The sequence below is a fragment of the Blautia wexlerae DSM 19850 genome (assembly GCF_025148125.1).
Classification (GTDB): domain Bacteria; phylum Bacillota; class Clostridia; order Lachnospirales; family Lachnospiraceae; genus Blautia_A; species Blautia_A wexlerae.
Genome location: NZ_CP102267.1, coordinates 693,494 through 716,864, shown reverse-complemented (window position 1 = coordinate 716,864; position 23,371 = coordinate 693,494). Strand labels below are relative to the sequence as shown.

The 23,371-nt window shown below is 44.1% G+C and carries 25 protein-coding genes and 4 pseudogenes; 5 read left to right on the top strand and 24 right to left on the bottom strand.

Features of this window, described 5'->3' with window-relative positions; translation table 11 throughout:
- Nucleotides 1–43: 43 nt before the first annotated feature.
- Nucleotides 44–745, top strand: coding sequence for a response regulator transcription factor (locus NQ550_RS03285; protein WP_025581231.1), 702 nt, complete (start codon nt 44–46; stop codon nt 743–745).
- Between the two features lie 4 nt (nt 746–749).
- Nucleotides 750–2,114, top strand: a complete 1,365-nt coding sequence (locus NQ550_RS03280; RefSeq protein WP_025581232.1) for a sensor histidine kinase — start codon at nt 750–752, stop codon at nt 2,112–2,114.
- A 358-nt stretch (nt 2,115–2,472) separates the two neighbouring features.
- Here the strand turns inward: NQ550_RS03280 and NQ550_RS03275 are convergent, their stop codons facing one another.
- The 9 genes and pseudogenes from NQ550_RS03275 to NQ550_RS03235 all read right to left on the bottom strand — a co-directional run bounded on the left by NQ550_RS03275 (nt 2,473) and on the right by NQ550_RS03235 (nt 8,178).
- Nucleotides 2,473–2,934 carry a hypothetical protein gene (locus NQ550_RS03275; protein ID WP_025581214.1) on the bottom strand — a complete coding sequence of 154 codons (462 nt, stop codon included), beginning with the start codon at nt 2,932–2,934 and terminating at the stop codon, nt 2,473–2,475.
- Nucleotides 2,935–2,939: 5 nt separating this feature from the next.
- On the bottom strand, nt 2,940–3,755 hold the full coding sequence (locus tag NQ550_RS03270; RefSeq protein ID WP_025581212.1) for an ABC transporter permease: 816 nt from the start codon (nt 3,753–3,755) through the stop codon (nt 2,940–2,942).
- Nucleotides 3,756–3,767: 12 nt separating this feature from the next.
- Nucleotides 3,768–4,535: an ABC transporter permease gene (locus NQ550_RS03265; protein WP_243282222.1), complete on the bottom strand. Its 768-nt coding sequence runs from the start codon at nt 4,533–4,535 to the stop codon at nt 3,768–3,770.
- A gap of 19 nt (nt 4,536–4,554) precedes the next feature.
- Nucleotides 4,555–5,481, bottom strand: a complete 927-nt coding sequence (locus NQ550_RS03260; protein WP_025581209.1) for an ABC transporter ATP-binding protein — start codon at nt 5,479–5,481, stop codon at nt 4,555–4,557.
- Between the two features lie 216 nt (nt 5,482–5,697).
- Entirely contained in the window at nt 5,698–6,615 is a 918-nt protein-coding gene (locus tag NQ550_RS03255) for a sensor histidine kinase (RefSeq protein WP_118521801.1), read from the bottom strand.
- Nucleotides 6,616–6,620: 5 nt separating this feature from the next.
- Complete coding sequence (locus tag NQ550_RS03250) at nt 6,621–7,313, bottom strand: response regulator transcription factor (protein WP_008705950.1); 693 nt, start codon at nt 7,311–7,313, stop codon at nt 6,621–6,623.
- Entirely contained in the window at nt 7,306–7,494 is a 189-nt protein-coding gene (locus tag NQ550_RS03245; protein ID WP_002596317.1) for a helix-turn-helix domain-containing protein, read from the bottom strand. The genes NQ550_RS03250 and NQ550_RS03245 overlap by 8 nt, the downstream gene beginning before the upstream one ends.
- Before the next feature lie 52 nt (nt 7,495–7,546).
- Nucleotides 7,547–7,669 (bottom strand): annotated as a pseudogene (locus tag NQ550_RS22410) (tyrosine-type recombinase/integrase); the annotation flags it as partial.
- 95 nt (nt 7,670–7,764) lie between these two features.
- On the bottom strand, nt 7,765–8,178 hold the full coding sequence (locus NQ550_RS03235; RefSeq protein ID WP_031476138.1) for a sigma-70 family RNA polymerase sigma factor: 414 nt from the start codon (nt 8,176–8,178) through the stop codon (nt 7,765–7,767).
- Nucleotides 8,179–8,396: 218 nt separating this feature from the next.
- Here NQ550_RS03235 and NQ550_RS03230 point away from each other — a divergent pair, with 218 nt between their 5' ends.
- Nucleotides 8,397–8,555, top strand: coding sequence for a hypothetical protein (locus tag NQ550_RS03230; RefSeq protein ID WP_197724788.1), 159 nt, complete (start codon nt 8,397–8,399; stop codon nt 8,553–8,555).
- 71 nt (nt 8,556–8,626) lie between these two features.
- On the opposite strand, the gene NQ550_RS03225 is transcribed toward NQ550_RS03230, so the two are convergent.
- From NQ550_RS03225 to NQ550_RS03205, 5 genes are all read right to left on the bottom strand, one after another.
- Nucleotides 8,627–10,948: an ABC transporter permease gene (locus tag NQ550_RS03225; RefSeq protein WP_025581215.1), complete on the bottom strand. Its 2,322-nt coding sequence runs from the start codon at nt 10,946–10,948 to the stop codon at nt 8,627–8,629.
- On the bottom strand, nt 10,945–11,628 hold the full coding sequence (locus NQ550_RS03220; protein WP_025581216.1) for an ABC transporter ATP-binding protein: 684 nt from the start codon (nt 11,626–11,628) through the stop codon (nt 10,945–10,947). The genes NQ550_RS03225 and NQ550_RS03220 overlap by 4 nt, the downstream gene beginning before the upstream one ends.
- 112 nt (nt 11,629–11,740) lie before the next feature.
- Entirely contained in the window at nt 11,741–12,778 is a 1,038-nt protein-coding gene (locus NQ550_RS03215) for a sensor histidine kinase (RefSeq protein ID WP_025581217.1), read from the bottom strand.
- 8 nt (nt 12,779–12,786) lie between these two features.
- Complete coding sequence (locus NQ550_RS03210) at nt 12,787–13,473, bottom strand: response regulator transcription factor (protein WP_008705965.1); 687 nt, start codon at nt 13,471–13,473, stop codon at nt 12,787–12,789.
- On the bottom strand, nt 13,466–13,654 hold the full coding sequence (locus NQ550_RS03205; protein WP_025581218.1) for a MerR family transcriptional regulator: 189 nt from the start codon (nt 13,652–13,654) through the stop codon (nt 13,466–13,468). Before NQ550_RS03205 ends, NQ550_RS03210 begins: the two co-directional genes overlap by 8 nt.
- Nucleotides 13,655–13,818: 164 nt before the next feature.
- On the opposite strand from NQ550_RS03205, the gene NQ550_RS03200 reads away from it, so the two are divergent.
- Both NQ550_RS03200 and NQ550_RS03195 read left to right on the top strand, forming a co-directional pair.
- Nucleotides 13,819–14,175, top strand: a complete 357-nt coding sequence (locus NQ550_RS03200) for a helix-turn-helix domain-containing protein (protein ID WP_055054175.1) — start codon at nt 13,819–13,821, stop codon at nt 14,173–14,175.
- A 195-nt stretch (nt 14,176–14,370) separates the two neighbouring features.
- Nucleotides 14,371–14,826: pseudogene (locus tag NQ550_RS03195) on the top strand (ATP-binding protein); the annotation flags it as partial.
- Between the two features lie 74 nt (nt 14,827–14,900).
- On the opposite strand, the gene NQ550_RS03190 reads toward NQ550_RS03195, so the two are convergent.
- The 10 genes and pseudogenes from NQ550_RS03190 to lon all read right to left on the bottom strand — a co-directional run bounded on the left by NQ550_RS03190 (nt 14,901) and on the right by lon (nt 23,366).
- Nucleotides 14,901–15,176, bottom strand: coding sequence for a CD1845 family protein (locus NQ550_RS03190; protein WP_029677219.1), 276 nt, complete (start codon nt 15,174–15,176; stop codon nt 14,901–14,903).
- A 66-nt stretch (nt 15,177–15,242) separates the two neighbouring features.
- A pseudogene (locus tag NQ550_RS23015) lies at nt 15,243–15,344 on the bottom strand (hypothetical protein); the annotation flags it as partial.
- A 221-nt stretch (nt 15,345–15,565) separates the two neighbouring features.
- Nucleotides 15,566–15,958, bottom strand: a complete 393-nt coding sequence (gene rpsI, locus NQ550_RS03185) for a 30S ribosomal protein S9 (protein ID WP_008705974.1) — start codon at nt 15,956–15,958, stop codon at nt 15,566–15,568.
- A 17-nt stretch (nt 15,959–15,975) separates the two neighbouring features.
- On the bottom strand, nt 15,976–16,404 hold the full coding sequence (gene rplM / locus NQ550_RS03180; RefSeq protein WP_008705976.1) for a 50S ribosomal protein L13: 429 nt from the start codon (nt 16,402–16,404) through the stop codon (nt 15,976–15,978).
- Nucleotides 16,405–16,732: 328 nt separating this feature from the next.
- Complete coding sequence (gene truA / locus NQ550_RS03175) at nt 16,733–17,473, bottom strand: tRNA pseudouridine(38-40) synthase TruA (protein ID WP_008705977.1); 741 nt, start codon at nt 17,471–17,473, stop codon at nt 16,733–16,735.
- A 118-nt stretch (nt 17,474–17,591) separates the two neighbouring features.
- Nucleotides 17,592–18,395, bottom strand: a complete 804-nt coding sequence (locus NQ550_RS03170; protein WP_008705979.1) for an energy-coupling factor transporter transmembrane component T family protein — start codon at nt 18,393–18,395, stop codon at nt 17,592–17,594.
- A 227-nt stretch (nt 18,396–18,622) separates the two neighbouring features.
- A pseudogene (locus NQ550_RS03165) lies at nt 18,623–19,468 on the bottom strand (energy-coupling factor transporter ATPase); the annotation flags it as partial.
- A complete protein-coding gene (locus NQ550_RS03160; protein ID WP_025580712.1) occupies nt 19,459–20,304 on the bottom strand; it encodes an energy-coupling factor transporter ATPase in 846 nt (281 codons plus the stop codon). The gene NQ550_RS03160 and the pseudogene NQ550_RS03165, both read right to left, overlap by 10 nt.
- An 87-nt stretch (nt 20,305–20,391) precedes the next feature.
- A complete protein-coding gene (gene yihA, locus NQ550_RS03155; protein ID WP_025580710.1) occupies nt 20,392–20,997 on the bottom strand; it encodes a ribosome biogenesis GTP-binding protein YihA/YsxC in 606 nt (201 codons plus the stop codon).
- Nucleotides 20,998–21,053: 56 nt separating this feature from the next.
- The gene (lon, locus tag NQ550_RS03150; RefSeq protein ID WP_025580709.1) at nt 21,054–23,366 is read right to left on the bottom strand and encodes an endopeptidase La; all 2,313 of its coding nucleotides are present in this window, start codon (nt 23,364–23,366) and stop codon (nt 21,054–21,056) included.
- Nucleotides 23,367–23,371 lie beyond the last annotated feature (5 nt).

Below are 23,371 nucleotides of genomic sequence, written 5' to 3'. Positions count from 1 at the left end.
AGACTTGAAATCCTATGTTATAATACTTTCGGGAGGTGACGCTATGGACAACTCTTTTCTGCATCGGAAGAAGCTCTTGCTTGTAGACGATGAGCCAGATTTGCTGAAAATGGTATCCGATATTTTAAGCGATGCTGGTTTTGAAACGGTACTTACTGCCGCAACGGTAAAAGAGGCTATAATAACGGCAGAAAAAGAAAAACCCGACTTGATGGTTTTGGATGTCATGCTGCCAGATGGGGACGGCTTTTCCCTGATGAAGCAGCTCCGCACTTTTACAAATGTGCCAATCATCTTTCTGACCGCAAAAGACGAAGCAGCAGACAAGTTGGCCGGTCTTGGCCTTGGAGCAGACGATTATATTTCAAAGCCGTTTATGCCGCAGGAGCTATTACTGCGTGTCTATGCGGTTTTGCGCCGAACTTATAAAGAGGACAGCCCGCGGGTTTTCCTGGATGGATGTACGATTGATTTTAGCCGGGCAGAGGTCAACAAGGGCGGCGAGATTATCCCCCTGACCGCAAAAGAGCATACCCTGCTGGAAACGCTGGCCCGCAACGAGGGAAAGATCGTTACGGTTGACGCTCTTTGTGAAGCATTATGGGGCGACAATCCTTTCGGCTATGAAAATAGCCTGAATGCCCATGTACGGCGGATTCGGGAAAAAATTGAAGCCGATCCCTCAAAGCCCGTTTCCCTGATTACGATCAAGGGGCTGGGTTATAAACTGATTACAAGGAAGTGACGCCATGAAATCTTTTGGAACCTATATTTCAAAGCACTTGGCGTCTTTCGCTGCGTTTCTTTTGATCCTGGTAATTGTCAATGTCGTTCTGTATGGCGTGACTTTCTATCACACAGTTTCAGAGGATTACGGAGAAGCGTCCCCGCACGCCATGCTTGAGCTGACCTCTACTGCGGCTACCACAGAAGGTTTGCCCGATTATGCAGAGCAGAAATTGCGCCAGTACAATATCTGGGCCATGTATCTAACGTCAACGGGCGAATGCTTCTGGCGGCTCGATGTGCCACAAGAAGTGCCGCAACATTACAGCATTCAAGAGGTAGCTTTATTTTCCAAAGGCTATCTGGAGGATTATCCTGTTTTTGTCTGGAGTACAGAGGATGGATTGTTAGTTTTAGGGTATCCAAAGAATAGCTATATGAAGCTCACCAGCAACTACTATTCCATGGAGACTATTCAGAAAATTCCCCTCTATGTGATAGGAATGTTGGGCATGGATGTGCTGTGCCTGTTTTTGGCCTACTATTTTTCAAAACGCAGGATCATCCAGAACACGGAACCGATTGTAGATGCCATTGAAACATTGGCCGATGGCAAACCCGTTTCTCTCCATATTGATAGAGAGTTATCCGAAATTGCGAACAGCGTAAATAAAGCCTCTCTGATATTAAGCAGGCAAAACGAAGCCAGAGCCAACTGGATCAGCGGGGTCTCTCATGACATCCGAACTCCGCTTTCTATGATTATGGGCTATGCAGACCGGATCGCCGCAGACAAAACAGCCAGTGAGGGGGTAAAAGAGCAGGCTGTGATCGTGCAAAAGCAAAGCGCCAAAATCAAAGAACTCGTGCAGGATTTGAATTTAGTATCGCAGTTGGAATATGAGATGCAGCCGCTTCATAAAGAGATGGTTCGCTTATCCAAACTACTGCGATCCTATGTAGCAGACCTGTTGAATACAGGAATTTCCGATAGCTACAACATCGGAATTAAGATCACTCCTGACGCCGAAAATGCTGTGTTGGAATGTGATGCCAGATTGATTTCGCGAGCTGTAAACAACCTTGTCCAGAACAGCATGAAACACAACCCACAGGGCTGTGAAGTCTGCATTTCTCTGACAGCATCGCAAAACCATCTTATCTTGGCGGTTACGGATAACGGAATGGGTCTGCCTGCTGAAAAGCTGCAAGAGCTGGAAGAAAAACCGCATTATATGGAAAGCACAGATGAACGGCTTGATTTAAGACATGGGCTTGGATTGCTGATTGTCCAACAAGTCGCCATAGCTCATAACGGCACTTTCAAACTTACTAATGTTTTCCCGAAAGGGTGTGAAGCCACTTTAATATTCCCGTATATCGGATAAACAGGCAAGTACAAATCTATAAGAAAACGCCAGATTTCCGTGAGGGAAAACTGGCGCGCCAAGAACAGCCATTATTATACTGAATTACATGGAACGATAATGCCGATGCAATGTTATACTTGCCCGGAGGAGGAGCAATGCTTTTTTTAACTGATGTAGATCATGTGGGCTTTGAAAAAGCAAACGAGACACGGCAAAATAACCTCCAATCGGCTACCGTGTCCCTGCAAGTCGTCATAGGTTTGTGTAGGCGCAAAGAAACGGCGGCTCTGAAAATCAAAGCCGCCGTTTCAAATGGGCATGAAAATATGTCAGCTCTACGACGGCTTTTTTTCTTTTGCCGTCGTCCGGCAGAGTATTATTCAATATTTAATTCAATGTTTCCAGTGAAATTCTCACATTCAATGCCGATATAGTTTCCACCTTCAGGGAGTGTAATTGTATCACTATATGTTCCGGTTGTTTCAAACAAAGTGACTGCTTCATCAGCTCCAGAAATCCAAAATACTTTTGCAGTTCCCTCCGTAACCTCCAGCGCGCAGTCAATAGACAGATCCTTACCAGCTTCACGCTTTATGGAAGTTCCTCCGAACAAATACTCTGTACCTGAAAAATCCTCATAGTTGGCTGTATAGCTTCCTGTATAATCATCAATTCCTTTTTCTTTCGTACCTTGTAAGGATGAATTTCCGGTAAGCGCTATGGAACCAGCAGACTGAACAATATTGTTATACTGATCGAGAAATTCGTCTTTTGTACAACCTGAAAGCACAGAAGCACCCAATAGTATCAGGCATAATGATAAAACTATTTTCTTCACAGCTATCACCTTCCTTTCCTGCGTACAGCACGCTTTCCTTTTCCCTTGGCATTTGCCTGTTTACGGGATTTCATTTCTTTTTTGTTACTGGACATCAGTAACAACAGCACCGCCCAGAGAACCATGATGCCAACCCCAATGACCGCCAACAAAGGGGTTGAGGATGTGGTTGTTCCGGCATATTCACTCATGTCAAATCCCACTAAAATCAGCGCAGCAGAGAACGGATAGATGCTGGCAAGGATACCACTTTTGAAAAACAACATGCTGTATCCAAGGAAGAACGCCAGAATGGAACCGCCCAGATATGCCCCTCGGATCTGCCCAAAAATCAGGATCAGCGGCATACAGACCAAATAGGTCGTCAGAGCCGCTAACACGATCTGCGTACCTCCATGAAAAAACACTTCCGCTGTCAATCCCGATAATCCAACCGTCAAACCAGTAATCAAGGTAATGCCAACGCTGTATATTCCCAGCAGAACTGCAAGCATACCGACTAAAAGTAACTTAGCTCCCAACATTTTCGGCATAGAAACAGGAATTGTCATGATGTTTTTCAGTGTATCATGAGTGGATTCTCTGTCTATAAGCCATCCTCCGATCATTACCAGTGAAATTGGAAGGAATATCTGAGTGTTTCCCCAAACAACATTTTCAAATAGTGCAGAAAAATCATAGTTTGGATTTCGGTACTCCGCCTCCATAATCAACTGGCTTCCATATTGCACCAAAGGACAAAGTGCAAGCGCTACCAACCCTACCAAAAGGATTTGGCACCGGCGCAGTTTCAATAATTCCGATTTTAATAAGTTCCACATAGTCACACCCCCTTAGATTTCCTGTCGCCGGTAAACAAATGCAATCAGCGCAAGAAATACAATGGCTTCCACAATAATCACACCGAATACCTGAACACCATTCAGAAAATACGGACTGACCCGTTCCAACAAATCTGCTAACTCCGCACTGGTCTGGCTTTGGTCATAAAATTGGAATGTCCAGCGGAAGGCCAGCGGCCCCGGAAACAGGGTTCCTATGTTCAAACCAAAAGGCTGTGTGAGAAACATATCGTTCGTGGAAAGGATAGAATTCGCAATCGTATAGAAAAAGGTAATCACAACAGACACGATATAGTTTTTATTAAGAAGAACAACGAGCAGAATACAGGGAAGTGCGCCCACCCACATAATCAGCCCTTCTTCAATTCCAACGCCAAACAAGGTCCAAAACCCAACCGGTTCCCAACCCTGAAACAACAAAACCGCAAGATTTACCAATCCTCCAACTGCCATAAAGCCAACGGCAAACAACAGTAAAACCAGCATCTTGGACAGCACCAGCTTGGTTCTATTTACCGGTACGGTAACAAGGTTTTTCAGTGTGTCATTATCAAATTCCTCAAACAACAGATTCGAAGCCAGTATCACAAGAAGCGGCATCAAAAGCAAATATGCACTAAGCTGGAATAGGCTGGACATCACTCCATTTACAGCATCCACATCAGTGTTTACATCTGCCAGAAAGAAAGCATAAGCCAATGGCATGAAAACAGAAAGCAGTAGGGAAATAAATACCAATGGCTTCCGTTTTAATTTCAAAAATTCGCATTTGATTAGTTTAAGCAATTCCTTCGCCCCCTGTCACACGCTTGAAGTAATCTTCAAGACTTTCTTCACAGGTATGTGCTTCTGATACCTCCAATCCGTTTTCTACAAAAGCAGTTACAATTTTCCCCACGGGTAGCTCCATATTGTGTAGACGCAGATTGTGGTCGTCCTGTATGGAAAAATGGGTTTCATGGAAATTGCGTTCCAAAATTCTTGCCGCCTGTGCAGTATCAGAGAGCGTAAAACGGATATGCTTACTGCTTTTTTGCTCCAGCTCAGCAAGGCTTTCTTCTTCCAGCAACGCGCCGTGGTCGATAATTCCAATATCGTCAGCCAGCAAGGAAATCTCCGAAAGAATGTGACTGGAAATCAAAATAGTTTTTCCTCTTGCGTCGCAAAGCTCCCGAATAAAGGAGCGTACTTCTGCAATACCGATGGGATCGAGGCCGTTGATCGGCTCATCCAAAATCAAAAGCTCCGGATCGTGCATGACGGCAAGGGCAATCGCCAACCGCTGCTTCATACCAAGAGAGTATTGCGAAAACAGCTTTTTATCCTTGTAAGGAAGCCCGACCAAATCCAGAGCGTCCTTGATTGCATGGCTGTTCGGCACTCCCCGTAGAGTAGCAAAAATACGCAGATTTTCCGTTGCGGTCAGATTCGGATAAAAGCCGGGGGACTCAATTAGACTGCCAATGCGGGGGAGCAGCTTCTTTTCATTCCCTTGCAAAGACTTTCCCCAGATTTTGACCTCCCCGGAAGTCGGCTTCGTTAAGCCCAACAGCATTTTCATAGTTGTGGTTTTTCCGGCTCCGTTTCTACCCAACAGACCATAAATTCTCCCACGCTTCACATGGATATTTAAGTCAGCCACACTCTTTTGTGAGCCGTATTGCTTCATCAGATTTTTTGTTTCAATGATATAATTTGTATCCATATTCAAAACCTCCTGTTCTGTAAGGTATTCTATCATGCTAATCTTGCATTAACCTTGCCGCAACCTTGCATTAACCTTGCAATTAAGGAATGAATTGCAATGCAAATCCTATTCCGCTACTTCTCAATCCGTTTGGGGATTGAGAAGGTTCCCATGCCATTTTCTAAAAGACTTCTGAAAATAAGTAAGGCTCCCGCCATAAAGACGGGAACCCGCTTAACTCTCCAAAGGAAAAAGCAACATAAATTCAGTTCCTTTTCCCGGCAAACTTTCAACTGTTATACTCCCACCCATCTTTTCTACAAGCTGATGGACAATAGAAAGACCAAGACCGCTTCCTTTTTCAGACCGTCCTTTGTCACACTTATAGAGCCGTTCAAAAATGTGTTTCAAATCTTCCTTCTCAATTCCCACTCCATTATCCGCCAGCAACAGCTCCATACTGTTTTCCTTCTTCGACAGGGAAATTTTAATTTTGTCTGCATGGCTATGAGCGATTACATTTTGAATAAGGTTATTGATGATCCTCATATAGCTATCCATATCTAATCTTACCCGGACAGGCTGTTCAGGAATATCAATGTCATAATTAACCTGTTTATCCTCAAAAATCGGTATCCAGTCGATCAGAATATTTCTTGTCAGCTCTGCCACCTCAACGCTCTGGATCTCCAAAGCAAACTCGTTGGAATTTAACTTGAACCAGTCAAAAAGTACATCAATGTATTCTTTCAGATCATGAGCTTTCCGACGGGCGGTTTCAATATAATCATCCCGGTCTTTTCCTGTGACCAGTCCTTTGTGTGCAGCGTCAAGATACCCAAGCAGAGTAGTAAGGGGCGTTCGCACGTCATGGGAAAGGCTCGTCATAAGCTGGCGGTTGGTTTCTTCTGTCTGCCGTACAGTTGAAAGTCTGCTTTCATAGGCCACAACGATCTCATTAATTTCATAGGCAAGAGGTGCTGTCAGTTCATTTGTTGCAGATAGAATACGCCGGTTGCCATTTCCGTTTTTCACATCAACCAGCACATCGGTCATTTCTGCTATTTGTTTTTTTACACGCCGAACGAGAACGATGGAAGTCAATACAGCCCCAACAGCAATCACAATGGACAAGAATACGATAATTTCCATGCTGACTACACCTCCTTATTAAACCGGTAGCCAATCCCTTTGACCGTTTGTATATACTTTGGGCTTGAAGGATTGACTTCTAATTTTTTACGAAGTCGACTGATAATCGCCATAATGTTACTGTCATCATAGAAATATTCTTCGCCCCATACTTCCTCATAAATCTGCTGTTTGGTCAAAATTTTCCCTTGATGCTTTGCACAGTACAGGAGCAAATCAAATTCCTTTGGGGGCAGTTCAAAAGTGCCGTTTGATGTAGTAACAGAACGATTTTCAAGGTCAATCTGCAATCCGTCAAAATTTAGCTTTTGTATGGCTCCAGCTTGCTGATTAAAGCGAGTGTAGCGGCGAATAAGAGACGCAATACGGGCAATCAGTTCATCCATATCAAACGGTTTTGTAAGATAATCGTCCGCTCCGGCCCGTAAGCCCCGTACTTTAGAAATGCTGTCATTTTTAGATGTGAACATCAAAATCGGCAGACTGTTCTCTTTGCGGATTTCTTCCAGCGTTTCAAAGCCATCCATACCAGGCATCATCACATCCAGCACCACAAGCTGATACTCCTGCTCTCTTAATTTTTGTAAGCCCTCTTTTCCGGTATTACAAAAATCAGCTTCTATGTTTTCTGCTTGTACGCTACGTTTAATCAAAGCGCACAGTTCTCTGTCATCATCTATAATCAGGATTTTATTCATGGTGCAACCCCTTCCCTTGTTTTGTCCTTCCGTCAATCGGCTTTTCTGCGTTCTTTGGGATCAGCCAAACACCAGCCATCTTTACAGCGCCGGGGATACGCCCAGCAGCGCAATAGTAATTTACTCTACGAGGTGTCACGCCCCATTTTTCGGCGGCCTCTTTTAGTGTCATATAATCCATTATGCACCTCCACAGAGTACATTATAGTTCTTTGCCTCGAACAATACAAGTTTATCTGTTCCAACGCAAGCGTTTCTTTGTTGTATAGTTCTTCAGGTGTTTTTGCGTAGATAGCTACGAGCTTACCATTCGCGTCTTTGATTCTGGTCCTATAATATAGGACACCTCTTTTCATAACTGTGCCATATGTACTGATGAAGGAGGAAAACTTGTCCTTCTTATTAACACTGACAAAAAAGGCAAAAAACAGGCGCATCAAATGAAATTTTATCAAAAATATTTTACAAGCTGCTTTAATCCACGGCGGATACTGTCTCGGACACGGCTTGGGTCTACACCTTCTACTTCGGCAATTTCATTTACCGTCATTCCCAGATAGTATCGGGCATAAATTCGCTTTGCCTGTTTCTCCGGCAGCTTCATCACAGCGGCATAGACCTGCTCCTGAAACTGTTTTTCCTCCAGAACCATCTCCGGTGTCTGCGGCTTCAACAGCACCGCATTTTCAATGCCATTCTCGCAATCCAGAGAATACTGTGCTTTATAACGATACATCTTTCGCTCATACGCAGCCTCCGCACGTTCAGCTGCCCGAATAGTCTCCATTACTTCCTCTGTCACATCTACAAAAAAGTCTGTTGTATAAACATCAGGATAAAGTTCCCGAAGGTTAATTTTCTTCATTATGTACCTCCATTTCGATTCACGGGTGATTGACGGGTGAATCGAATGGAGGCGGGGACCGACACCGGCAGACAACCGGGTCATCTCCGAAAAAATGGCAACAAAAAACGCCAGATTTCCGTGAGGGAAAACTGGCGCGCCAAGAACAGCCATTATTATACTGAATTACATGGAACGATAATGCCGATGCAATGTTATACTTGCCCGGAGGAGGAGCAATGCTTTTTTTAACTGATGTAGATCATGTGAGCTTTGAAAAAGTAAAAGGGGCACGGCAAAATAACCTCCAATCGGCTACCGTGTCCCTGCAAGTCGCCATAGGATTGTGTAAACGCAAAGAAACGGCGGCTCTGAAAATCAAAGCCGCCGTTTCATAGGCGCGTGAAAATGTGTCTGCTGTACGACGGCTTTTTTCTTTTGCCGTCGTCCGGCAGATTAAAATATTGAATTACAATTCATTGATGGTTGCAGTAATCGGCATGTTACAGATGCGTTTTGCCGGAGCGAAAGGTGCAAGAAGAGAAGTGAACACAAGCAACACCAGTATTTCTCCAATAGATGTTAAAGGGATTTGCCATGCCGTTCCCCAATAATTTGTAATCATCTGCGAATAGAGAAAATGATGCAGCGGTAACCCCAGACCACAACCTGCGAGGAGTCCAAGCGTAGTGTACGTGGCGGTTTCCATGAGAATCATCTTCTTGATTTGTAAACTATCCATCCCCACTGCACGCATGGCTCCGTATTGATTTGTTCTTGCAGACACGCTCATAGAAATACTGTTTACCGTATGAATAATAGTAATCAATGTGATCACGGCGAGGAATCCATAAACAAACAGGCAGAACATAAAATAGGTATTTTGTGTGTCTTTGTTTTGCGCCAGTCGATCATAAAAGCGATAATGTCCATTTGCCAATACGTGAAGATCATTTACATTCTGCTCTGTTGCTTTTTTGGACAGCTGTACGTCAAGAACAGCATAGGCATCTTTGCCTGTAATTTCCTTGAACGTTTTCTCTGAGCAAATCACAGTTGGCTGATCCGATGTATCAAAGGGACTATCTTTCAAGACTCCAGCCACGGTAAGCTCTGTCTGCTCCAGCTGAATCGTATCTCCAACCTTCAAAGAATTGCTTTTATCAAAAACCGTCAGTACACCGTTGCCTTCAGAGACAGCCGATATATCACCTGCAATCAAATCTTCAGCTGCCCACTGAAACTGCTGATTCTCATAAGAAATCAAATCAATTTGCCCCAATTTCCCTTCATATTCTGCAGGAAGGCTTTGATACATCCGCCCAAATACCCGCTTTACATACGGCCGGCTTTCCACCTCTTTGGCAAAACTTTGTTTAATGTCGCACAGGTTATCAGGACTACTATAAAAGACATCTGGTGCCCATGGCTTTAAGGGATTGAGTGCCATATTCACCCATTGTATAAGAACGGAAAAGCTCAAAATCATAATGATGCTGAGTGCAAAGGAGCCAGTCATGAGAAGTAGATTTTTTGGAGAGGATACGGCATGATGAATCCCCAAGGCCATCTCAATTTTCAAAAAGTTCTGCTTGATTGGCCGGGATGTGTTCCAATTTTCGGAAAGATTTCCGGTAACAGCCGCAACCGGAGAAACACCTGCCGCCCGCCTTGCGGGAGAGATGGAAGATAACAGCACGGTCAAAACACCAACAACAATTCCGCTGATGATACCGACACTACTAATCCCAAATAGCGGAATCTGTACAAATTCAGCGCCCGCACCAAACCGGAGCAGTGCACAAAGCATCCACGTGCCCACAATCCCAACTATCACGCCAATCGGAACCGCTGTTTTGCACCAATAGAGTGCTTCCAACTTGACTATGTGCATAACTTGTGCCCGGCTTGCTCCAATACAACGAAGCATTCCAAAAAATTGTGTTCTCTCTGCGGTTCTGCTGTTCAGGCTTCCCGCAATCATAAAGACTCCCGCAGCCAAAACCAGAACAAACAAGATTGCAGCTACAAGGTACATTCCCATGACATAAGAATCACTGCTGAAGCCCGTCAATCCCAGCAAAGCCGTGTTTTCGGATAATGTTTCGTCTGTAAAGCCATATGTTTTCCGCAACTCTGCAATCACCTTACGAATATGGATATTCTCGTAAAAGCGCACAAAACAAACGGGAGCAAGCTTACTTCCTTCTGCTTTTGCAAGACTTTGGAAGGAGTCCCAATTTAGAAAAGCCCCCACAATGTCTGCATCTGTGGTAATGGTAACATCTCCTCCAAAACCGGAAATCGTATAGCCAAAATCTCCAGCTGGTGTATGTACGGTAATCGCCTCTCCAATCTTCAGAGAAAGCAGTTCTTTTGAACGATTCGAAAGTAAAATTTCATTCTCTTTTGTAGGATATCGGCCTTCAGTCAAATTGTCATAGATCTCCGTTAGAATCGCATTATCACCACCTACGATGACGCAGCTTTTTCCATTGATCGTATAGTCTTCGGATAAATCAAAGTTCAGTCCGTCATAACGGGAGGACGTCATCACATCTGTTCGCTGTGCGATTTGCTCAATCTGTTGCTCGGATGGCTCCTTCAACATGATATGCCAGTTCCCATGTTCTTTGATCACTCGTGTCTTTTCCATTCGGATCGCCATATCTGCCATGCTGAAAATCATCGTAACCAACAGCACTGAGATAATGATGCACAGCATCGTCATCCTATTCTGTCTCTTCCGCACCTTTGCAGAAATCGGAATAAGGCTAAGATAGCTTTTCATTCGCGGCACCTCCCGAAGTCGGTCAGTACACCGTCCGATACCTGCAAAACCCGGTCAGCCGTTTGCGCGATACTGCGATTGTGGGTAATCATAATGATGGTTTGTTCGTATTTTTTCGACGCCTCTTTTAGCAAGGCAATAACCTCGCTGCTATTCTGCGTGTCCAGATTGCCGGTCGGCTCGTCAGCTAAGATCAGGGCTGGCCGGGTAATCAGTGCCCGCCCAATTGCCACACGTTGCTGCTGACCACCGGAAAGCTGGCTCGGCAGGTGATTTCGGCGCTCTTTCAGATTCAGCACCGCCAGTAGTTCTTCCAGATACTTTTTGTCCGGCTTCTGGTGGTCCAGCAACACAGGGAATATGATATTCTGCTCCACGGTCAGCTCCGGCACAAGGTTGAACGCCTGAAAGATAAAGCCGATATTCCTACGCCGAAACACGGTCAACTTCTTGTCGTTCATGGAAAAAATGTCCTTGCCGTCGATCAGCACCTTGCCTGACGTAGGCGTGTCCAATGCGCCGATCATGTTCAGCAGTGTACTTTTGCCGGAACCGGATTCTCCGACGATTGCCACATACTCGCCCTTTGGAACAGAAAAGCTGACATCCTTTAATGCCTTGACAGCGGTTTCTCCGTTGCCATAGGTCTTACTGATATTTTTGACTTCTAATAAGTTCATAGTGTAAACACCTCTTTCTGAATGATTTTGCGATATAGGCAGGCTGTCTTTGTTTGTCCTGCCTATGTGTGAGAGAATAGCACCTGAATCTTACTGTAAGCCTACAGCCAGCCTACAATTTTGTAGGAATCAGAAAATTCATTGTGAAAGTTGTCCCGATACCTAATTCGCTGTCAACCTCAATGGTGCCATTATGTGCTTCAACGATTGCCTTTGCCAAAGGTAATCCCAGTCCAATCCCTTGCTTGTCCTTAGAAAAACGACTGCGATAAAACCGCTTGAAGATGTGATGTATATCTTCTGGGTGGATGCCGCATCCATTATCCGTTATCACAATTTGGACACCAGACGGCAACTCCTTCCACGCAACATGAATTGTTGCACCACTTTCTGTATGGTCAAACGCATTTTTCACAATATTGTCGATTGCCTCATTCAACCAATCACGATCACAAAAAAGAGAAAGATGATCCGAGCCAGACAGAATGATTTCTTTCTTTTCCTGTCTGGCTCTATATGCAAAATGCAGTTCAATATCCTGCATCATATCTGCAACATTTTCTGCGTTCTTTTCCAAGACAATGGCTCCGGCATCCAATCTTGTAATCTTGAGCAGACTTTGCACCAGTGTTTCGATACGGTCAAGTTCCTGCTCAGACAAACCCGCAAATTCTTTCACAGATGACACTTCTATATCCTCGTCCTGAAGCAGTCCGTTATAAATGTTCAGAGCCGCCAGTGGTGTTTTCAGTTGGTGTGAAATGTCGGAGATTGTATTTTTCAAAAACTCTTTCTCTCGTAACTCGTTATCTGCATGGGCATTTAACACTGCCGCTAAAGAATTGATAGAATGAAACAGTCGGTACAATTCGCCCTCATTGTCACATTCAATACGGGCATTGCGATCACCATCAAGATACGCATTGATTTCTAATATCGCCTGCTCCATGATCTGATTTTGCCGATTAAAATATACAAAGCAGACTGCCCATACAGCACCGCCAGCCAATAGAAAAAGGATTAGCAATAACAGAGAAAGCCGGCGATATGACAGCCATAGAAAAACCTCGGCTAAGAGAAATGTAACCCCCAAAACCAGTGAAAGCGAAAGAAATAGATTTTTGATTTCTTTATTTGCCAGTATCTTCATACTACACCTCACCCGATAATATTCCATTTATATCCCATACCTCGAACAGTCAGGAGCATTTGTGGTTCGCTTGGATTATCCTCGATCTTCATACGAAGCCGACGCATATAGACCGTAAGGGTACTACTGTCGATATAATTCCCGTCGCAATCCCATAGCTTATCTAAAATTTGTCCCTTTGTCAGCACCATGCTTGGGTTTCTCATAAACAAGCACAGTAGCTTGTATTCCGCGGCAGTCAAATCCAACAGCTCCCCATTTTTGAAAACCTGTCCTTGCAGCAAAAGAACCTTGATGCCATTCGACTGCAATTCTGTGTCTGCTGCTTGAAAAGAATTTGCACGTCGAAGTAAGGCGTTAATCCTTGAAACGAGAACCCCCAGTTTGAACGGTTTTGTGATATAGTCATCACCTCCAATATCCAGCCCCATAATAATACTTGTTTCCTCATCCGAAGCCGTCAGAAAAATAATTGGCACCTTTGATGTAAGTCGAACTCTTTTGCAAAATTCAAAGCCAGACCCATCTGGCAGAGATACGTCCAACACCAACAAATCATATTTTCCGTCTGTCCACAATTCCTCCGCTTCTTTGAGCGTTCTGGCGATATTTAATTCAAATCCCTGCTTTTTGAAAGCAAAAGAAAGCCCGTTAATCAGGCTTAGATCATCTTCAAGAAGTAATATATTACTCATACTTTTCTGCCTTTCCTTGTTTTGTTCGACCATCAATCGGCTTTTCCGCATCCTTTGGAATTAGCCAGATAGTTGCCATCTTTACAGCTCCAGATATGCGCCCGGCGGCACAATAGTAATTTACTCTACGAGGTGTCACGCCCCATTTTTCGGCGGCCTCTTTTAGTGTCATATAATCCATTCTGCACCTCCACAGAGTACATTATAGTTCTTTGTCTCGAACAATACAAGTTTATCACCAATCGCAGCTTTATAAAATTGGCATAATCGTACAGTTTTTCAGGCATAATAAGGTCATTCCATCACATAAACCGGAACGATACAATATTATTGAGGTGAACGATTATGCCGATTGATGATTTAACTGCTTTAGGGCAAAAAATGCGGGAAGCCCGAAAGAATAAAGAACTGACACAACAGGAGCTTGCGGATCTGAGCCATGTTTCTGTAAAGCAAATCGCCAATATCGAAAAGGGGAAAATGAATCCTTCTTATTTAATTTTAAGAGCATTGGCAAAGGTCCTGCACATCTCTTTAGATACACTTATAAATCCAGATGTTTCTCTGGAGGATGAGGGTGTCAATCAGATGAAAATGCTTTATTCCAGCTGTCCGCCAGAAATGCGTGACACCCTGTTGCATCACACCCAGGAAACGGTGAAAGAACTGACAGAGTTGTCCGAGATATTTGAAATGAATTGAGCCAGTGAGTGAAATTTAACGATTCTCTCACTGGTTCTTTTCAATTTCGGAGAAAAGAGGCAAGCAATGCCTGTGTTAATACACACAGGCCCGCAGAGAAGAAAATCCCTCCGTGATTTTCCTCTCCGCTTGCTTGTTGAGGGCAGCGCCCCCAAGCCCCTTTGAACACAGAATTTCATTCTGTGGCTGCGCGGTATCCGTTCCATGCGACGAAACCCTGTGATTGCTGACCTGTTCCACCGCATGAAGTACATGGAACGCCGTGGAAGTGGTCTGCGCAAAATCGTCAGTGAAACTGAAAAGCTGCCTGGATACACAGAGGCATATAAGCCCGAATTTTCCTCAACAGCGACAGATTTCAGAGTTATTTTGAAAAATGTAAACTACAACTTAGAGGGTGATACCCACCAAGTTACCCACCAAGTTACCCACCAAGATATTGAACTATCAACGATGTCCAAACAGATTTTGGCTTTTTGCACAACACCAAAATCCAAGAAAGAGCTTGCAGTATTTTGCGGCTTCAAAGATTTAAGAAACTTCACTTTGAAGCATATCAATCCGCTTTTAGAATCCGGGCAATTAGAAATGACTATTCCCGATAAACCTAAAAGTCGCAATCAAAAATATATTACAGTTCGTTCCGAATAAACAGAGAAGCAGGGCATTGGGTCTCATCTCCCATTGTCCTGCTTCTTTTTCATTCCAAATTATATTCACATCATTTACCCATACGCCCAATCCTGGATCGCAAATTTCAAACTCTGCACCTTGCCCAGCAGCCAGATCGTAGCCAGCGGCAGTCCCATCGGGCTAATCAAAAATGCCATAACCAGCAAAATTGCACCATTCTGCGGGGAATAGGTAATCAGCACAGCCACGCCAAGCAGAGCAATTACCGTGCTGAGCAGACCAAGCACCAGACCGGATATGTAGATCAGCCCCATGCAGAGCCAGACAAAAAGCGTCAACACCCAAATGACCGGTGCAGTTACAATCATCAGCAAACATTTCAAAACCAAGCTGATTGTCAGGCTTCCTTGTGGGTCCCCGTCGATTAAAAGCACTTTCTTTCCGGCCTGTGCCAGACCTATTCCCAAGTTCGCACAGGTTGTTGTTTTGCCAACGCTTCTCCGCTCCCGCTCCGGTCGGTGCTGAACATGTGCCACTGGCACATAGCACCTTTTCTGGTTGTCCTATTTCCACTAAGGCCGTTTTTTGACCCCATTTTTGCCGGTTGTCCTATATTTAACCTAAAAATTGAGTGAAAACGGCTCTCGTTTGGTCAAATGAGGTCAAACTATATCAGCCCGTTTAGGTATAAGAAAACCCCGGAAAACCTTGATTTTCCGGGGTTTTGTAAACCTTTTGATATAGTCTGAGCAGTCGATTATCGCTTGCTGAACTGCGGAGCGCGACGAGCTGCTTTGAGACCGTATTTCTTACGTTCTTTCATACGTGGGTCACGAGTTAAGAATCCAGCAGCTTTCAGAACTGGTCTGTAGTCGTTGTCTGCCTGAAGAAGGGCTCTTGCAACACCATGTCTGATGGCACCAGCCTGTCCTGTGTATCCACCGCCATGAACGTTAACTAATACGTCAAATTTGCCTTCTGTTTCTGTTGCAGCTAAAGGCTGACGAACGATAACTTTCAGTGTATCTAATCCAAAATATTCATCGATATCTCTTTTATTGATTGTGATCTTACCGGTTCCAGGTACAAGATAAACTCTTGCGATTGATTTTTTTCTTCTTCCTGTTCCGTAGAATTTTGCGCTAGCCAATGTTTTCTACCTCCTAATTAAAATGTTAAAGCTTCTGGTTTCTGAGCTTCATGTTTGTGTTCCGGTCCTGCATATACGAAAAGTTTTGTGTACATGCTTCTTCCTAAAGGTCCTTTTGGAAGCATACCTTTAACTGCGAGCTCGATAACTCTCTCAGGTTTCTTTGCTAACATTTCTTTTAATGTGGTTTCTCTCATTCCACCTACATAATCGGAGTGATTGTAGTAGATTTTCTGCTCTAATTTCTTACCTGTAACTTTGATCTTGTCAGCGTTTACGATGATTACATAATCACCTGTGTCTACGTGTGGTGTAAACTGTGGTTTATTTTTTCCTCTTAAAACGCTTGCTACTCCGGATGCCAGACGGCCAAGAGTACATCCATCAGCGTCAACTACATACCATTTTCTTTCGATTTTATCTGGATTAGCCATATAAGTCTGCATGGTTTTACCTCCTGTTATTTATCAACGATAGTTTAATTAACCGCGGAATTTCCCGCGAATATAAGTTATTGGAAACGCCGGTGCTAAAAATGCGGAAATGTCCGAAACCGCTGATAAATACTTTCGCCTGGGCTATTTGGCTTAAGCATCTCGCACTACGTCACATTTGGTTATTATATTATAAGGGTTCTGTTCTGTCAATAGGTTTTGTGTCGTTTTTTCAATTTTTTTCGTTACTCCCCCGTTTTTTGTTTTCAGCAAAAAAACTGTTGATCAGTTATCCCACCGGCAATTATCGAAACGGATGATTTTCTCCTCCTGACTATCATCAATCAAAAAATTCAATCCCCATCAGTGTCAGTCCCTGGGCCGGAGCTGTCGGTCCTGCCATTTCCCGGTTGCAGGCTTCCAGGATTGTTTTTACTCTCTCAGGTGGATACTGTCCGTTTCCTACTTCGATCAGAGTTCCGGAGATGATTCGTACCATGTTGTAGAGGAATCCTGTTCCTGTTACACGTATGGTTACGATATCTCCGTCACGCCATACATCAATTCCTGTCACTGTACGGATAGTTGTTTTTACCTGCGCTTTTGCACCGCAAAAAGAAGCAAAATCATGCTGTCCGATCAGGTATGAGGTTGCTGCTTTCATCTTATCTACATCCAGTTTGTAGTGGTAGAAATAGGTGTATAAGCGCTCTGTCGGAACCGGGAATTTGCGATTCAGGATGCGGTATTCGTATGTTTTCTCGCTGTCGCAATAACGGGGATGGAAATCCGGTTCTACTTCTTCAGAGAGCTGAATACGGATATCTTCCGGAAGACGCTGGTTCAGTGCATAGGAAATCTTTTCCCCGGGAATGCGTGTGTTGGTGTCAAATACTGCCACGTTTCCCATGGCATGAACCCCTGCGTCTGTACGGCTTGCACCGATCGTTTCTATCTTCTCGCCAAGAAGCTCGGACAATGTATCATTTAATACCCCCTGTACAGTAATCCCGTTTGGCTGTGTCTGCCAGCCGCAATAGTTTGTGCCGTCATATGCAACTACAAGACCAATTCTTTTCATCTGTTTTCCTCCATAAAAATTGAAAACTTTTGTTATAACAAAATAAACAATATGCTGTAATCCTTTCCTACCGGATTACAGCATATAAAATATCTTTATAAATTATATCAGTACTTTCTCAGATTCCCACAATTCTGAAAACAATGGCGATTCCCAGATAAGCCCACATCACCACATAGGAAATGTAGTCTCTGGACTCATAACGCAATGGCTTCATCTGGGTTCTGTTATCCCCTCCATGATAGCACCTTGCTTCCATGGCCATGGCCAGATCATTTGCTCTTCTGAACGCAGAAATAAACAGCGGAACCAGAAGCGGAATCATATTTTTTGCCTTCTGAATTATATTTCCGGTTTCAAAATCTGCGCCACGTGCAATCTGTGCTTTCATGATCTTATCGGTTTCCTCCATAAGGATCGGGATAAAACGCAGCGCAATAGACATCATCATGGCAATCTCGTGGATTGGCACATGAAGTTTATTTAACGGCCTGAGAAGTCGTTCCAGACCATCTGTAAGTTGATTGGGTGTGGTAGTCAGCGTCATAAGAGAAGAACCGATCACCAGATACGTCAGGCGGATGGCCATTCTTCCGGCCAGCTTCAGGCCCTCCTCTGTCACATGCAGGATTCCCCACTGCCAGAGAACCTTTCCGGGTGTCAGAAATATATTAAATACCACTGTGATCATAAGAAGCATCACGATTGCCTTCAGTCCCTTGAACATAAATTTCACAGGAACTTTGGAAAGAATGATCATCGCTGCCAGAAATATAGTTGCCACTGCATATCCCGGAAATGTATGGAATACAAAGACAGAGATGATGAACACCAGCGTACCCACCAGCTTTGCTCTCGGATCCATTTTGTGCAGAACGGAATCTGCAGGATAATACTGTCCTATTGTAATGTCTCGGATCATACTTCCTGCCCTCCCTCATTCTCTTCTTGTTCTGCAGACTTTTTATCCATTGTTTCCTTCTGAATGCTTAAATCTTCATCAGGCGCATCTGAATGAGACTCTTTCGTCCCATCCTCAGTCAGATCAGCTTCCATCTCACTAATTAAGGTTTCTGCTTTGGCATTTTCTTTTTTCGACTGACTGTCTGAAACAGATTGTCTGTCACCGGACAATTTCCCGGGATTACATTTTCTTAAAACTGCAAGGATATTCTCTTTTGCCTCATCCACCGTTGTAGCAGTTACATCTACATCCAGGCCTTTTTCCTTCAACGCATGCATGATATAAGTAATCTGCGGTGCTGCAAGTCCCATGGCTTCCAGCTCTCTGTAATGAGCAAATACTGCTTTGGGAGCATCGTCATAGGCGATTTCTCCGTCATTGACTACAATCAGTCTCTCCGCATATTTCGCAATATCCTCCATGCTGTGGGATACAAGGATAATAGTAATCCCTCTTACTTTATGAAGCTCTGCGATCTGGTCAAGGATATCATCTCGTCCTTTCGGATCCAGACCTGCAGTTGGCTCATCCAGAATAAGAATTTTCGGGTTCATTGCCAGTACACCGGCAATGGCAACTCTTTTCTTCTGTCCGCCGGAAAGCTCAAAAGGGGATTTACTGAAATTTTTCTCCTTGAAACCTACGTGCTGCAGTGCTTTCTTTGCTTCTACTTCTGCCTCTTCCCTGGATAATCCCTGATTCATGGGACCAAAGCATACATCAGAAAGCACATCATTCTCAAAGAGCTGATGCTCCGGATACTGAAATACAAGACCAACCTCGCTTCGCAGGGCACGACGATCATATTTCTCTCCCCAGATATCCTCTCCATTATAAGTGATCGTACCGGAAGTCGGACGGATAAGCGCATTGAAATGCTGGATCAGTGTAGATTTCCCACTTCCTGTATGTCCGATAATTCCGATAAACTGTCCGTCCGGAATAGAAAGATTGATATCTTTCAGCGCATGGATCTCATAGGCAGTTCCCGGACTGTAGGTATAAGTTACATTTTTTAATTCTATTGACATAAGGCATTCACCAGCTCCTCTGTAGTCAGTATTCCCTCCGGAACATCCACTCCGGCTTTATGAAGTTCGTGTGCCAGAAGTGTTACCTGCGGCACATCCAGTCTGTATTCTTTCAGAGTTTCCACCTGTGAGAAAATCTCTCTGGGTGTTCCCTGCATCACCACTTCTCCGTTGTCCATAACATATACCTTGTCCGCATGAACAACTTCTTCCATATAGTGGGTGATCAGAATGACTGTCACTCCTTCCCGTCTGTTAAGGTCACTGACTGCCTCAAGAACTTCCTTTCGTCCATTCGGATCCAGCATTGCAGTTGGCTCATCCAAAATGATACATTTCGGACGCATTGCCATGACACCGGCAATTGCAACTCTCTGCTTCTGTCCGCCGGAAAGTTTATTCGGAGAATGATAACGATAGGATGTCATTCCTGTTTTTTTCAGGCTCTCATCTACACGCTCCCAGATTTTCTCTGTAGGCACACCCATATTCTCCGGTCCGAACCCTACGTCTTCTTCTACTACAGTTCCTATGATCTGATTGTCAGGATTCTGAAAAACCATGCCCGCTTTCTGTCGGACTTTCCATAATTCCGGCTCTTTAGACGTGTCAATCCCATCTACCCACAAAGTTCCTTCCGTCGGAAGCAACAGCGCATTCAGGTGCTTTGCAAGAGTAGATTTTCCGGAACCATTATGTCCCAGAACAGCCACGAATTGTCCGGCTTCAATGTCCAGGTTTACATCATTGACAGCACGCTGCGTATCCTGCACGTTACCATCTTCATCATACTTGAGATAGTCAAATCCCAGCTTGAATGCCTTGATAATTCCCATAATATTTTTTGTCCTCGTATTTTGTCTGTCTGCTGCTTATTTTCACAGGAAAAGAATCCCGTCAGTAAACAGCGAATATTTATTTTTTCAGGCTTCTTCAGTAGCTGCCAGTCCGGTCAACTCGTCAATCAGAGCCCAGATCTCATCTCTTCCCTGCTTCGTCTCAGCAGAGAAAGGAATAATAATGCCATCTTTGCTCAGCTTCAGCCCTTCTTTGATTGCTTTGATATTTTTCTGAACCTGGCTTCGTTTGAGCTTGTCAAGCTTCGTTGCAATAATGATCGGCTCATAGCCATTGTTCAGAATCCAGTCATACATCATCTTGTCATTTGCAGACGGATCATGACGGATATCAATAAGAAGGAAAACCGCCTTCAGGTTTTTGGATGTATGAAGATATCTTTCGATCATCTTGCCCCATTTTTCCTTCTCAGACTGTGAAACCTTTGCGTATCCGTAACCCGGGAGGTCTACCAGATACATGGCTTCATTGATATTATAAAAGTTAATGGTCTGTGTTTTTCCCGGCTGTGCACTTGTTCTGGCAAGAGATTTCCGGTTCATCAGTCCGTTGATCAGAGATGATTTTCCCACATTTGATTTTCCTGCAAATGCAACCTCCGGTCTGTCAGTATCCGGAAGCTTACTGGTGATACCACATACGATATCTAATGATACATTCTTAATAACCATTGATTTCCTCACTTTTTCACAACAAATGGTCAATCCTTACCGACTGACCATTTATTTTATACCAGTGCCCTGTTCAGCACTTCCTTCATCGAACTTACAAAGGTAATGGTAAGTCCGTCTGTGATTTCCTTATCTAATTCCTGAATATCCGGTTTGTTTTCTGCCGGCACTAACACCTCTTTAATCTTAGCATATTTTGCCGCAAGAAGTTTTTCTTTCAAACCGCCGATCGGAAGAACTCTTCCTCTCAGTGTGATCTCACCGGTCATTGCAAGGTCTGCCCTTACCGGCTTCTTAATAATTGCGGAAAGGATTGCAGTTGCCATGGTAATACCTGCGGATGGTCCGTCTTTTGGTACTGCCCCTTCCGGAATATGCACATGAATATCGTTTTCCTGGAAAAATTCCGGCTCAACTTTATAGTCAGAAGCAATGGAACGAATGTAAGTAATACCTGCCTGTGCAGACTCTTTCATAACATCACCCAACTGTCCGGTAAGCATCAGCTCACCCTTGCCGGGCATTACATTGACTTCAATCTGCAGTGTATCGCCGCCCACCTGTGTCCAGGCAAGCCCGCGGGAAATACCAATCTCATCTTTCTTATTTGCCATAAGATAGTTAAAATGCTCTTTTCCAAGAAAATCTGACAGATTCTTTGAAGTCACTGTAACTTTCTTTTTATCTTCTTCCATGATCAGACGTGCAGTTTTTCTGCATATCTGTCCGATGGTTCTCTCCAGGTTTCGAACTCCGGCCTCTTTTGTATAATTGTTGATGATCTTCTTAAGAGCCGCTGACTGGATTGTCAGTTTACCTTTCTCGATACCGTTCTCTTCCATCTGCTTCGGAATCAGATGTTCCTTTGCAATATGTTCCTTCTCATTCTCAGTATAACCTGCGATCTCGATCAGTTCCATACGGTCAAGAAGTGGTCTCGGAATGCCCTGAACATCGTTTGCAGTTGCAATAAACAGTACTTCTGAAAGGTCCTGTGGAACCTCTATATAATGATCCATAAATCTGCTGTTCTGTTCCGGATCAAGCACCTCAAGAAGTGCCGCAGAAGTATCTCCTTTATAATCACTGCTGGTCTTATCAATCTCATCCAGAAGCATCAGAGGATTGCTCACTCCTGCCTGCTGTAATGCTGCAGTGATCCTTCCCGGCATTGCTCCTACATAAGTCTTTCTGTGGCCCCGGATCTCAGCCTCATCTCTCACACCGCCCAGACAGATACGTACATATTTCTTATGCATTGCTTCTGCAATCGATCGGGCAATGGAGGTTTTACCTGTTCCGGGAGGTCCTACCAGACAAAGGATCGGGCTTTTTCCCTTATGTGTCAGTTTGCGGACGGAAAGGAACTCCATCACACGCTCCTTCACATCTTTCAGACCGTAATGACCTTCCTGAAGTACTTTCCATGCTTCTTTCAGATCATCAGAATCTGTGGATTTCTTCTCCCACGGAAGTGCCAGCATGGTTTCAATATAACCACGCAGTACTGCATTCTCGGATACATTGCTGTTGGTATTTTTAAATCTCTCGATTTCTTTGCTGATCTTCTCTTTTACCTCATCGCCGGCCTGAAGTTCCTGGAGTTTCTTCTTAAACTCCTCTGCGTCATCCGCAGTATTATCCTCACCCAGTTCCTCACGTATCAGTTTCAGCTGCTCTCTGAGAATATATTCTCTCTGATTCTTATCAATTCTGGCCTTCACTTTTTTCTGGAGATCTCTGCCAATCTGCATGATCTCAATCTCATTTCCAAGGATTGCACCCAGAACTTCATAACGTTCCTCCAGTGTAAGTGCCTCCAGGATCTTCTGCTTATTCTGATAAGATAAAGGAATATTTACGGCAATCTGCTCAACCAGTTCCTCAACATTATCTATATTTAAAATCTGTGCTACCAGCTCTTTGCTGACTTTTCCATTTTCCATGCAGTATCTGTGGAATAATTCCTTAAGGCTTCTGTGCATGGCTTCCATCACTGGTTCCGGCATCTGCATTTCTTCTTCATCAACAGGTGTGATCTCACTTCTGATAAACGGAAACTCCTGCTCAAATTTCACAAGTGTGGCTCTTCCCGTTCCCTCTACAAGTACCCGCAAAAGGTTCTGCGGAAGTTTCACAACCTGTTTGATATAGGCAATGGTTCCTACATGATATACACCTGCCAGATCCGGTGATTCCACCTCAGGATCAATCTGAGTAACCAGAAAAATCTTCTGGTCATGAAGCATGGCAGCTTCAATCGCCTTGACAGAACGCTCCCTGCTCACATCAAAATGAACGATCATCCCGGGAAGGATGGTAGTCCCCCTGAGAGCGATCGCAGGCAGCACTATATTCTGATTTGTCATTTATT

What these genes read in the sequence shown, in the direction of transcription:
- truA (WP_008705977.1), bottom strand. Translation starts at nt 17,473, where the DNA reads ATGAAAAGAATTGGTCTTGTAGTTGCATATGACGGCACAAACTATTGC.
- rplM (WP_008705976.1), bottom strand. Translation starts at nt 16,404, where the DNA reads ATGCAGACTTATATGGCTAATCCAGATAAAATCGAAAGAAAATGGTAT.
- NQ550_RS03225 (WP_025581215.1), bottom strand. Translation starts at nt 10,948, where the DNA reads ATGAAAAGCTATCTTAGCCTTATTCCGATTTCTGCAAAGGTGCGGAAG.
- NQ550_RS03285 (WP_025581231.1), top strand. Translation starts at nt 44, where the DNA reads ATGGACAACTCTTTTCTGCATCGGAAGAAGCTCTTGCTTGTAGACGAT.
- NQ550_RS03235 (WP_031476138.1), bottom strand. Translation starts at nt 8,178, where the DNA reads ATGAAGAAAATTAACCTTCGGGAACTTTATCCTGATGTTTATACAACA.
- NQ550_RS03190 (WP_029677219.1), bottom strand. Translation starts at nt 15,176, where the DNA reads ATGATTGTAACTGCACCGGTCATTTGGGTGTTGACGCTTTTTGTCTGG.
- NQ550_RS03245 (WP_002596317.1), bottom strand. Translation starts at nt 7,494, where the DNA reads ATGGATTATATGACACTAAAAGAGGCCGCCGAAAAATGGGGCGTGACA.
- NQ550_RS03210 (WP_008705965.1), bottom strand. Translation starts at nt 13,473, where the DNA reads ATGAGTAATATATTACTTCTTGAAGATGATCTAAGCCTGATTAACGGG.
- NQ550_RS03215 (WP_025581217.1), bottom strand. Translation starts at nt 12,778, where the DNA reads ATGAAGATACTGGCAAATAAAGAAATCAAAAATCTATTTCTTTCGCTT.
- NQ550_RS03230 (WP_197724788.1), top strand. Translation starts at nt 8,397, where the DNA reads ATGCTTTTTTTAACTGATGTAGATCATGTGAGCTTTGAAAAAGTAAAA.
- NQ550_RS03200 (WP_055054175.1), top strand. Translation starts at nt 13,819, where the DNA reads ATGCCGATTGATGATTTAACTGCTTTAGGGCAAAAAATGCGGGAAGCC.
- NQ550_RS03260 (WP_025581209.1), bottom strand. Translation starts at nt 5,481, where the DNA reads ATGGATACAAATTATATCATTGAAACAAAAAATCTGATGAAGCAATAC.
- NQ550_RS03170 (WP_008705979.1), bottom strand. Translation starts at nt 18,395, where the DNA reads ATGATCCGAGACATTACAATAGGACAGTATTATCCTGCAGATTCCGTT.
- NQ550_RS03280 (WP_025581232.1), top strand. Translation starts at nt 750, where the DNA reads ATGAAATCTTTTGGAACCTATATTTCAAAGCACTTGGCGTCTTTCGCT.
- yihA (WP_025580710.1), bottom strand. Translation starts at nt 20,997, where the DNA reads ATGGTTATTAAGAATGTATCATTAGATATCGTATGTGGTATCACCAGT.
- lon (WP_025580709.1), bottom strand. Translation starts at nt 23,366, where the DNA reads ATGACAAATCAGAATATAGTGCTGCCTGCGATCGCTCTCAGGGGGACT.
- NQ550_RS03220 (WP_025581216.1), bottom strand. Translation starts at nt 11,628, where the DNA reads ATGAACTTATTAGAAGTCAAAAATATCAGTAAGACCTATGGCAACGGA.
- NQ550_RS03160 (WP_025580712.1), bottom strand. Translation starts at nt 20,304, where the DNA reads ATGGGAATTATCAAGGCATTCAAGCTGGGATTTGACTATCTCAAGTAT.
- NQ550_RS03270 (WP_025581212.1), bottom strand. Translation starts at nt 3,755, where the DNA reads ATGTGGAACTTATTAAAATCGGAATTATTGAAACTGCGCCGGTGCCAA.
- NQ550_RS03250 (WP_008705950.1), bottom strand. Translation starts at nt 7,313, where the DNA reads ATGAATAAAATCCTGATTATAGATGATGACAGAGAACTGTGCGCTTTG.
- NQ550_RS03255 (WP_118521801.1), bottom strand. Translation starts at nt 6,615, where the DNA reads ATGGAAATTATCGTATTCTTGTCCATTGTGATTGCTGTTGGGGCTGTA.
- NQ550_RS03205 (WP_025581218.1), bottom strand. Translation starts at nt 13,654, where the DNA reads ATGGATTATATGACACTAAAAGAGGCCGCCGAAAAATGGGGCGTGACA.